At 45.7% G+C, this 2,031-nt stretch carries 1 protein-coding gene; it reads right to left on the bottom strand.

Going from position 1 to position 2,031, the window contains the following annotated elements:
• Positions 1–514: 514 nt before the first annotated feature.
• The gene (locus AB1598_15070; GenBank protein MEW6146333.1) at positions 515–1,378 is read right to left on the bottom strand and encodes a tyrosine-type recombinase/integrase; all 864 of its coding nucleotides are present in this window, start codon (positions 1,376–1,378) and stop codon (positions 515–517) included.
• Positions 1,379–2,031 lie beyond the last annotated feature (653 nt).

A 2,031-nucleotide genomic window follows, 5' to 3' on the forward strand; every position in this document is an offset into this window, starting at 1 on the left:
GAATGAACTCAGAATAATTGACAACAGCTTGCAAACATCCACTCCTGCTCAAATTATCTGCAAATAGAGAAAAGCCTAAATAAGAGCTGGATTTAGCAGTTCGGAAAAAGGTTCGTTTCTTTGGACCACCATTCTTATTCCTTGCGATTTCGGAAAATGCAGGTTTTTTGGTGCATAATACTCGTTCTAAAAATCAGAGTTCACTGTTGTTTGCGATCAATGAGTTTGCCGTACTTTCATTCTCAAAGGTTTAGCCGTTTAATCTCATTTGCAAATAATTTGCGTTGAGATTTATGTTTGCAAGCTGTTTGCAAATAATGTGAGTTCATTCTCACTTAATGTGAGTTTGAAGCCTCCGATATTATCAATTAATGTGATTTGGAAATTGCGATGTTTGCAAGTTTGGCCGCGGATGTTTGCAAGCCGCTACAGCTAACTATCTAAAATCCGGGTTTGCAGGTCAAAAATGACCTCTTAAGTGTATTTTCTGTTCCGTTACTCCCCAACACCCTTATTAAGCAGCAGGGTCAAGATAATTTCTCGTGACGACATCCAAGCGATTATGACCTAGAGCAGCACTAACCAAAAGCATAGCGTCTTTGTTCTTGCTGTGAGGGTCATAATGGCTACCAGCCAACTGTTGATAGAGTGCATTGGCGTAATGACGACGGTAGCCGTGAATATCAGCACGGATAGGGATACGTAGAAAAACTTTCTCGTCAGCTCGCTTGGTGCTGATGATTTCCTTCACGCGCTCTTGCATGGCTTGCAAGACTGGGACAGTGCGAGGACGTCCACCTTTGCCTTGAGCAACAAAGACCCAGGTGCGGCCATCAGCAAAATAGACATCGTCAACCTGGAGAGTGCGCAGCTCGTGACGGCGTAGACCAGTAGCACAGCAAAAATCAACTAAGTCGCGGTTACGAGTAAGAGAGAATTTCTTGTCCATAAGCTTAGGTCCACGACTGCGCTTAATCTCGTCTTTGTGTCTGATGGGTAGAGAGACATTACAACCCAGTTGAGGATCTTGATAGAGCTTGCGCAAGGCAGCACGAGTAAGTTGCAAGGTCCAGGCAGAATGACCCTGATTAAGCTTGTGGAGGAGATATTGATCAGCAAAGAGGCGCGCCTCTGCGAGCCAGCGACAATTATGATTTTGCTTAGCCCATTGTACGAAGGCGATGGATTGTTTGCGGTAAGAGGCCATAGTTTCGAGAGAAAAGATGCCGTCAATTCTGGCAGGCTGCCATTGCTTAGCACCAGCAGCGCGGGACTGAGCGATGGCTAATTGTTTAGCCTCAAATTTGGACTGACCATAACGCGCTTGTTGTTGTAATTGATCAACTACCTGTTTAACCAGACTAGGACGTTTCGACATGGCGATAAAAACCCCCCGAATTTGGCGAATAGACGAGCGCTGAGGGGGGGGACGGTAAAAAACGGAGGTCTAGCTAGGGCGCGAGTGTTTACACTTCCCTGGCGAAGCTCAGCGAAGTGTAACCCGCGCGCCAGTGAGCAGAGCAAATAGTCCCCAGACCTGACCGGCACCCGTGTTAAGAAAACGAGCAACTTATGCGGCTTGCCCGTAACCGATTCTAGTGACCGAGACGCATGGGCTCGGTATCAATTCAGACAAAAATATTTAGTTGTGACTCGATTAACTCAATGAGTTTCAGTATTGAGGTAGTGTGCAGCTACCAAACACTGCACAGTACCCTGTACTCAACTTTGACATGCTGGATTACCATCACTGCCACAAGGGCAAGGTTGGCTACCAGTTCAATAATTCATTTGGCGGGGGGAACGTAACTTTAGAGCTAGCACGCTACCCGCTTGTCCCATTAAAGGTTTAACTAGCAGTATAATCAATTTCAAATTTTACCCTAACAGGGATGTGACTAATCAGTGTGTCAAACATGTTGTTTGACATTAAACCCTCACTTTGTTCGGTAGAGGCTCCGATTCAGGTTACTAATGTTACTTACGCATAAGCTTGTTAGTGAGAGCGCGTTGTCATCAATGCGAGGGTGC

This window comes from Thermodesulfobacteriota bacterium (genome assembly GCA_040754335.1).
Classification (GTDB): Bacteria; Desulfobacterota_D; UBA1144; order Nemesobacterales; family UBA2774; genus 2-12-FULL-53-21.